This window comes from Trebonia sp. (assembly GCF_030042015.1).
GTDB lineage: Bacteria > Actinomycetota > Actinomycetes > Streptosporangiales > Streptosporangiaceae > Trebonia.
Map to the genome: position 1 here is coordinate 1 of NZ_JASIAL010000460.1, position 7,599 is coordinate 7,599.

General features: G+C 72.3%; 8 protein-coding genes. 1 reads left to right on the plus strand and 7 read right to left on the minus strand.

What is annotated here, in order from left to right; translation table 11 throughout:
- Positions 1–47: 47 nt before the first annotated feature.
- Positions 48–419 (minus strand): PadR family transcriptional regulator, encoded by a 372-nt coding sequence (locus Q1N79_RS24630; RefSeq protein WP_300612892.1) that lies wholly within the window; start codon positions 417–419, stop codon positions 48–50.
- 283 nt (positions 420–702) lie between these two features.
- Here Q1N79_RS24630 and Q1N79_RS24635 point away from each other — a divergent pair, with 283 nt between their 5' ends.
- The gene (locus Q1N79_RS24635) at positions 703–2,754 is read left to right on the plus strand and encodes a heparinase II/III family protein (protein WP_300612894.1); all 2,052 of its coding nucleotides are present in this window, start codon (positions 703–705) and stop codon (positions 2,752–2,754) included.
- A gap of 4 nt (positions 2,755–2,758) precedes the next feature.
- Here the strand turns inward: Q1N79_RS24635 and Q1N79_RS24640 are convergent, their stop codons facing one another.
- The 6 genes from Q1N79_RS24640 to Q1N79_RS24665 all read right to left on the minus strand — a co-directional run bounded on the left by Q1N79_RS24640 (position 2,759) and on the right by Q1N79_RS24665 (position 7,423).
- Positions 2,759–3,313 (minus strand): YceI family protein, encoded by a 555-nt coding sequence (locus tag Q1N79_RS24640; RefSeq protein WP_300612896.1) that lies wholly within the window; start codon positions 3,311–3,313, stop codon positions 2,759–2,761.
- Positions 3,314–3,367: 54 nt separating this feature from the next.
- Entirely contained in the window at positions 3,368–4,012 is a 645-nt protein-coding gene (locus Q1N79_RS24645; RefSeq protein ID WP_300612898.1) for a response regulator transcription factor, read from the minus strand.
- Entirely contained in the window at positions 3,976–5,184 is a 1,209-nt protein-coding gene (locus Q1N79_RS24650; RefSeq protein WP_300612900.1) for a sensor histidine kinase, read from the minus strand. The genes Q1N79_RS24645 and Q1N79_RS24650 overlap by 37 nt, the downstream gene beginning before the upstream one ends.
- A gap of 70 nt (positions 5,185–5,254) precedes the next feature.
- Complete coding sequence (locus tag Q1N79_RS24655; RefSeq protein ID WP_300612902.1) at positions 5,255–6,010, minus strand: ABC transporter ATP-binding protein; 756 nt, start codon at positions 6,008–6,010, stop codon at positions 5,255–5,257.
- Complete coding sequence (locus tag Q1N79_RS24660; protein WP_300612904.1) at positions 6,010–6,720, minus strand: ABC transporter ATP-binding protein; 711 nt, start codon at positions 6,718–6,720, stop codon at positions 6,010–6,012. The genes Q1N79_RS24655 and Q1N79_RS24660 overlap by 1 nt, the downstream gene beginning before the upstream one ends.
- A 151-nt stretch (positions 6,721–6,871) precedes the next feature.
- Positions 6,872–7,423, minus strand: a complete 552-nt coding sequence (locus Q1N79_RS24665; protein WP_300612906.1) for a TetR/AcrR family transcriptional regulator — start codon at positions 7,421–7,423, stop codon at positions 6,872–6,874.
- Between the last annotated feature and the right edge of the window lie 176 nt (positions 7,424–7,599).

Sequence of the window (7,599 nt, forward strand, 5' to 3'; positions counted from 1 at the left end):
CCGGGCGGCGCGGGCGGCGCGGGCGGCCGCGTCGTCGCCGGCCGGGTTCACGCGGTGCCCCAGTTGCCCGCCAGCCGGCGCAGGCCGACGTCGGCGACCCGGCGCTGGGCGTCCAGGTGCGCCTTGAGCGCGCCGGCCCCGCCGGCGGTGAGCCGGTACGGACGGCGGCGGTCGTCGCTCTCGACCGCCTCGATCAGGCCCTGCGACTCCAGCCGGGCGAGTGCCTCATACAGCGTGCCTGGCGCGATGCGCACCCCCGCGAACGACTCGATGTCCTTGGTGAGCGCGTACCCGTGCTTGGTCCCGCCGGCGAGGCTGGACAAGATCAGCGTGGCCGGCCCCGCGTACCGGCCGAACCCGGCCAGGGCCTGGCCCTGCTCGCCCTCGTCCCGTCCGCGCCCGGTGTCCCGTGCTGGCATGCCGCCCACTATATATCGGCTGCCGATATACCGGAAGCCGATACTCGGAAACGGCGGCGCATCGGTGGCCGCGGGCACCACAGCAGCCACAGCTGTCCCGGCGCGAGCCCGGCGCCGGGGCCTGTCCGGCCGGCGGGTTCGCGCTGCTATTGGCGGTGGGGGCCCCGCCGACAATAGGCTTGGCGCAGGGGGCCCTACCGCCAATCCGGATCCGGGGTGGCCGCAGCCGCGGCCGGGTGCGGAGTGGGCTGCGGCCGGGCCGGCGTAGCGAGACAATGACATCGTGCGTGGCGTCTGGTCACGGGTGGCGCTGCCCGGTCTCGCGGTCGCGCTGCTCGTCGCGCTGGCCGCGGCTGGTTCCGGGGTGCCCCCGGCTGGGCCCGGGGCGGCCCCGGTCAGCCACGTGCCCGTCCGGGCCAGGCCGGCGTCCGCCGCGGCCAGGCGCGTCCCGGGGGCACCCGCCGGGATCATCGCCGCGTTCGCCCCTGCCGGCTGGTCTGCGCCAACAGGAAAGTCCGGCTGGTCTGCGCCAACAGGAAAGTACAGCGCCGGGATCGCCCTGGCCACCACTCCCGGCGCCCCAGCCGCCGCGGCCGCGGGCGTGCTGGCGGCCGCCGCCAGCACGGCGATCAAGCCGGACCCGGCGGACGCCCGGGCGTGCGGGTCCATGCCGGCGTTCCCCGCGGGCACCGTCGCCCAGATCATGGCCGGTCGGCTGACGATCGCGCCGTTCAACGCCGTCACCATCGACCCGGGCAGGGACGGCGACATCGACTGGTACATGGACCCGTACGACGACCCGACCTGGGTGCTGGACTTCCAGACGGGCACCTGGATCGAGTCGCTGATCGAGGCCTACCTGAGGGGCGGCAGGCACGCCGGCGCGTACCGGTCCCGCGCCGCGGCCATCCTGCGCGGCTGGCTGGCCGACGTGCCGATCGCCAACCAGAACCCGGAGACGCTCATGTGCTCCGCGGAGGCCTTCCCCGGCCAGGCCTGGATCCAGAACGCGATCCCCGGGCTGCTGAACTACTACGCCGCCAACTGGCAGGGCGCCTACAATCACGGCCTCTCCCAGGACCTGGAACTGCTGCGGGCCGGCTGCGCGTACCCGGCGAGCTACTGGGACGGGCAGCCGGTCACCTGGCGGCAGATCGCCAGGCAGCAGATGGTCGAATCGTTCGAGCCGAACGTTTACGGGCCTGCCGTGGATTCGCAGGGCGCGACCAACGAGCAGGCCACCGGGTACGCGAACTTCACCTACGGGCTGTGGACGGAGGCCGAGGCGGACCTGGCGGCCTGCCGCCAGCCGCCGCTCCCGGCGGCCGACAGGGACGCGATCGCCAAGATGGCCCTGTTCCTCGCGCTGGCGACCCAGCCGAACGGCAGGCTCGTCCAGATCGGCGACACCTACAACATAACGCCGCGGGACCGGGCCGGGACCCCGCTGCAGTTCGCGGCGACGCGGGGCGAGCAGGGAACGCCGCCGGCCCAGCGGGTCGGCGTGTACGCCGCCGGGTACATATTCGGCCGGTCCGGGTGGGGGACCAGCCAGACGTTCGGGGACATGTCGTTCTACTCCCTGCGCTTCGGGCCAGGGACGCAGATCCACGGGCACGCCGACCACATGGGGCTGACCTACTACGCGCGCGGGCGCGACCTGATCGTCGACGCCGGGCACGACGGGTACGAGCAGAACGCGTACCGGGCCTACCTGCTGTCGCCTGAGGCGGCGAGCACGCTGGTCATGCCCGACGAGCCGTTCGACCCGTCGGCGCCGACGAGCCTGGTGACCGCCCATGTCGGCGCGACGGCCCAGTTCTACGAGTTCACCGACACCGCGTTCGGCGGCGACGTCCGCGACCGCAGCGTGTACGTCAGCCAGGCGCCGGACTTCGTCGTCGTGTTCGACCGGGCCTATGGCGGCGGGGTCTACCAGCAGCTATGGCACCTGGACCCGGCGCTGACCGTGACGACGGTGCGCAGCGCGTATGCGGTCGCCACGGCGCCGGGCACCGAGCTGGTGATCGGGCAGGTGCCGCTGCCCGGGCAGGTGATCCCCGCCGGGTCGACGCGGGTGGTCCGCGGGCAGGTCAGCCCCTACCAGGGCTGGGTGTCCCGTGCGCAGAACCAGCGCACCCCGGACGACGTCGTCACGATGACCAGGTACGGGGCCAGCGCGGCGATCCTCACCGTGATCGTGCCCGCCGCGCCAGGGACCCGGGTCACCGCGTCCGCCGTCGCGCACGGGGCGGGCTGGTACCAGCTCAGGATCGCGATCGGCGGGACCGTGCACACCCTGCTGGTCAGCGCCGACGGCACGATCAAGGCGTAAGCGGTCAGGCGTCTTCGCGCGTCGCCTCGAGCTCGATCGTCACCTGGAGGCTGTCGGGAACCATGAAACCGCCGCCCGTCAGCGCCACGTGGCCCCACTTCAGCACGTCGAAGTCGCTCCGCTTGATCTCGGTGGTCGCAGTGAGCCCCAGCCGCGTCTTGTTCCACACGTCGGTGATCACGCCGTGCACGGTGAGGTCGAGGGTCACCGGCTGCGTGATGCCGTGCATGGTCAGCTCGCCGTCCAGCGCGTAATGCCCAGGCGACTGCTCTCGCAGGGCGCGGGAGGAGAAGTCGATCGTCGGGTACTGAGCCACGTCGAGAACGTCCGGCCCGAGGATCTTTTCGTCCCGCATCTTGTTCCCTGTGGTCAGGGTCGTCGCGTCGATGGACGCCCGCACGGACGAGGCCAGCGGGTCGCCGGCGATCGTGATCTCGCCTGTCGGCCCGGACGCTATTCCCCGGGCGAACGCGATCGTGAAGTGCTCAACGGCGAAGGCGACGAACGAATGCGTCGAGTCGATTGTCCATGCGCCTGGCTCGGGAGGCAGCTGCGCCACCTGGAACCTCCATTCACGGAAGGGGCTATGCCCCCATCCTGCCGCATCCGGCGCTCAGGCGTTGAGGTAGGCCAGAACCGCGAGGACGCGGCGGTTGTCGTCCTCCGACGGCGGCAGGCCGAGCTTGGCGAAGATCGACGTGCTGTGCTTGCTTACGGCCTTTTCCGTGACGAAAAGGCGCTGCGCGATCGCGGCGTTGGAGCGGCCCTCGGCCATCAGCGCGAGGACCTCGCGCTCCCGCGCGGTCAGCCGGGCGATGGGCGCGTCGCGCGCGCGCCTGCCCATGAGCCTGGCGACGACCTCGGGGTCCATCACGGTGCCGCCGCCGGCCACGGCGCGGATCGCGTCGGTGAACTGGTCGTCGTTGAACACCCGGTCCTTCAGCAGGTACCCGACGGCCCCCGCCCGGTCGGCGAGCAGTTCGCGCGCGTACAGCTGCTCCACGTACTGGGACAGCACGAGGACGGGCAGGCCGGGCACCTGGCTGCGGGCGGCGATCGCCGCCCGCAGCCCTTCGTCGGTAAACGTAGGCGGCAGCCGGACGTCGACGACGGCGACGTCCGGCTGCCGCTGGACGAGCGCGCGCAGCAGCGCGGGGCCGTCGCCGACCGCCTCGATGACGTCGAAGCCGTGCGCCGCGAGCAGCCTTTCCAGGCCCGTCCTCAGCAGGTAGAGATCTTCGGCGAGGACAACGCGCATGGCACCTCGATGACGATGATGGTCGGCCCGCCCGCGGGGCTGTGCACTGCCAGGATGCCGTCGAACGCGGCCAGGCGCCGCTCCATCCCGGCGAGCCCGGTGCCGTTCTCGGTGTTGGCGCCGCCGGTGCCGTCGTCGGTTATCTCGGCGCGCAGCAGGCCCGCCGCGTGCGCCATCCGGACGTGGGCGCAGGTGGCGCCGGCGTGCTTTGCCACGTTGTTCAGTGCCTCGGCGACGGCGAAGTACACCGCCGACTCCACCGGGACGGGCGGCCGTCCCGGCAGGCCGATCTCGGTGATCACGGGGACCGGGCAGTCCAGGGCCAGCGCCTCGACGGCGGCGCCGAGGCCGCGGTCGGCCAGCACCGGCGGGTAGATCCCGCGCACCAGGTCGCGCAGGTCGGCCAGGGCCCTGGACGAGACCTCACGGCACTCGGCGATCAGGGCCTCGGCGGCGCCGGGGCTGGTCCTGACCAGCTTTTCTGCCGCGCGCAGGTTGATGCCGAGCGCGACCAGGCGGGCCTGCGCCCCGTCGTGCAGGTCCCGTTCCAGCCGCCGCAGCTCGGCGGCGGCGAAGTCGACGGCCTCGGCGCGGGTCCGCGTGAGGCGCTCGACGCGGGTGGTGAGGAGCTTGTGCGCCTTCAGGTCGGCGAGGATCGCGTTCCTCGGCAGCGCGAAGCTCGCGACGGCGCTGGCGCACACAAGCACCCACACGAGCGAGCGTGACGTGCTGAGCATCCAGTCGTACCAGTAATAGCCGCTGGCGTAGACCCGCGGCTGGAGGACGATGCAGGCATATGCCCCGTAGACCGCGAAGACGAGCAGGCCGACGGCCGCCAGGTATGCGGCCGTCCGGCGCAGCAGGAGCGTGAGCAGCGCTGTCGCGGCCACGATCAGCAGGCCTGTCAGCAGCGCGCTGGTCTGCGTCAGGGTGGGCAGCAGCGGGCCGCCGCCGGCCTGTTCGGGGACGAGCGAGAAGTTCGCGTTGCTTCGCGGAGAGTACCGGACCGCGGTAATGCCAACGGCCCACAGCCACAGCGCGACCACCGGGACCAGGGCCACGCCGGGACCCGCCGCGGGCGGCCGGGGGTCGCGCACGGCGAGCAGCGCCCAGGCCAGGGCCGCGCACGCGACCGTGCCGGCCAGGAACGCGAACGTCAGCGGGTAGCTCATGGCATCCATCGTGGCCCGCGGCGGCGGGCCGCACCATCGGCGAGGACCCACCAGCGGGGTAGGTGTTTGCCTACTCTGGGGCCGGTTCCTGCGCGGCCGGCGCCGACTGCTTGCCGAGGTAGCTGCTCTCCACGAGTTCGGGGTTGGCGCGCAGGGCCTGGCTGTCGCCCGAGGCGGCGATCTCGCCGTGCGACAGCACGTAGCCCCTGTCGGCGACGGTGAGGGCGAGATCGACGTGCTGTTCGACGAGGAGCACGCCGCAGCCGCTGTCGTGCGCGTACGCGCGTACCACCGGGAGCAGCCGCTCGACGATGATCGGCGCAAGCCCCAGGCTGAGCTCGTCGATCAGCAGCAGCTTCGGCTGCCTGGCCAGCGCGCGGCCGACCGCAAGCATCTGCTGCTCGCCCCCGGAGAGCAGGCCGACCCGGCGGCTGGTCAGCGGCTCGAGCGCGGGGAAGTACCGATACGCGGCGGCGGCGTCGAGGCGCTCGCCGCGGGCCTTCAGCCGGAAGTGCTCGGCGACCGTGAGGCTGAAGAAGACGCCCCGGCCTTCTGGCACGTGGGCGAGCCCCTTGCGGGCCCGCGCGTCGGGCGAGGTGCCGGCGAGGTCGTCCCCGGCGTAGAGCACCCGGCCGCCCATCGGCCGCACCACGCCGGCGATCGTCAGCAGCGTCGTGGTCTTGCCTGCGCCGTTCGCGCCGAGCAGGGCCACCACCTCTCCCTCGCCCACTGTCAGGCTGACGTCGCGCAGCACCGCCGAGCCGTTGTAGCCGGACGTCAGGCCGTCCAGTTCGAGAACGCCGCCTTTCGCGGCCGTATCGCTCATCACGCCGCTCCCGCCGAGGAATGCCCGAGGTAGGCGGCGATGACCCGCTCGTCACCGCGGACCTGGGCGGGCGTCCCATGCGCGATCACGCTGCCTGAGTCCATCACCACGACCCGCTCGCAGGTGTTCAGCACCAGGCCCATGTCATGGTCGACGAGCAGCACCGGGGTCCCGGAGGTCGCGATGTTCTGCAGCAGCTCGCCCAATTCCGCGCTTTGCCTGGTGTCAAGCCCGGCGCCCGGCTCGTCAAGAAGCAGCAGCCGCGGCCGTGCCACCAGCGCCCGGGCGATGCCTGCCCGCTTGCGCTGGGCCTGGGTCAGCTCCCACGGCATCGCTTCGGCCGACGTCTTGAGGTCGAGCAGTTCGAGTTCCCCGTCGACCGAGGCCTGCCCGCCGTCCTTGGCGGCGACGGTCAGGTTCTCCCTGACCGTCAGGTCGTCGAACAGCTCGACCGTCTGCCAGGTGCGCGCCAGCCCGCGCCGGGCACGCGCGTGCGGGGGCAGCCCGTTGAGGCTCGCGCCGTCCAGCTCCACCGTGCCCTCGTATCGCACGAATCCGGTGACCGCGTCGATGAACGTGGTTTTGCCTGCGCCGTTCGGGCCGATGAGGCCCATGAGTTCACCCGGCTCGATTTCCAAGTCCACCCCGACAACGGCCCGGACGCCGCCAAAGCTGACCGACACGCCCTGGGCGCGGAATACGGAAGTCATCGACGCTGCAGGACCTTCCGATCAGATTGATCAACCAATCAGGTTAAACGCACGTTAATGGTGGCGTCCGTGCATGTCAATGCTCTTCGCGGAGGCGGCGTGACGGCAGGGGAGACGCCACGGATCGTTCGGGAAAAATTTGTTTTTTCCTTTAGACCGCGGGGCGGTACTCGGGCGGAAGGTCGAGCGCCAGCGCGACGTTGCCGAGCACAGCGCGGGCAACCTGCCGCAGGACGACCTCGCGGGGCAGGTCGTGCAGCCGCTCGCTCAGCTCGATGAGCTCGATGAAGCGCTCCCTGACCGGCTCCCTGATCACCGGGTCCGCGCCCGCCGCGGCGTGCGCCTGCACCTGGAACAGCACCTGGTACGGGCGGGCGTCGAGCAGCTCACCGTAGGCACGGGCGAGCGTCTGTTCCAGGTCCTGCCCCGCACCCGGCCCGTCCGCCGCGCTGGCGACCTCGATCGCCTCCTTGATGCGCTCGGTCGTCCAGTCGTGGCAGGCCAGGAAGAGGGCCCGCTTGTCCGGGAACAGCGCGTAGACGTACGGCTGGGACACGCCCGCCCTCGCGGCTATGTCCGCGGTGCGGGTGCCGTGGTAGCCGTTCTGCGCGAACTCGATGACCGCGGCCTCCAGCAGGTCGGCGCGCCGCTGGTCCGCGCTGAGCCGCGGCTTGGGCCGGCGCCGCCTCGGAGACTGGGACATAGGTAAATTATCGATCACGGCCTAACCGCCGCCCGCGCCGGCCCCTCGCGATCGGGGCCGGTCGCGGAGGTGCCGCGGGCGGGGACGCTACCGCTACGGTGCGTCCGCCGCCGGCTCGGGTGCCGGGGCCGGGGCCGGGGCCTCCGGCGCGGTCGCGGACCGGCGCGCGCCGAGGG

Bases quoted from the DNA above. Each gene is read 5' to 3' on its own strand.
- Q1N79_RS24660 (WP_300612904.1), bottom strand. From the start codon at position 6,720: ATGACTTCCGTATTCCGCGCCCAGGGCGTGTCGGTCAGCTTTGGCGGC.
- Q1N79_RS24650 (WP_300612900.1), bottom strand. From the start codon at position 5,184: ATGAGCTACCCGCTGACGTTCGCGTTCCTGGCCGGCACGGTCGCGTGC.
- Q1N79_RS24630 (WP_300612892.1), bottom strand. From the start codon at position 419: ATGCCAGCACGGGACACCGGGCGCGGACGGGACGAGGGCGAGCAGGGC.
- Q1N79_RS24655 (WP_300612902.1), bottom strand. From the start codon at position 6,010: ATGAGCGATACGGCCGCGAAAGGCGGCGTTCTCGAACTGGACGGCCTG.
- Q1N79_RS24665 (WP_300612906.1), bottom strand. From the start codon at position 7,423: ATGTCCCAGTCTCCGAGGCGGCGCCGGCCCAAGCCGCGGCTCAGCGCG.
- Q1N79_RS24645 (WP_300612898.1), bottom strand. From the start codon at position 4,012: ATGCGCGTTGTCCTCGCCGAAGATCTCTACCTGCTGAGGACGGGCCTG.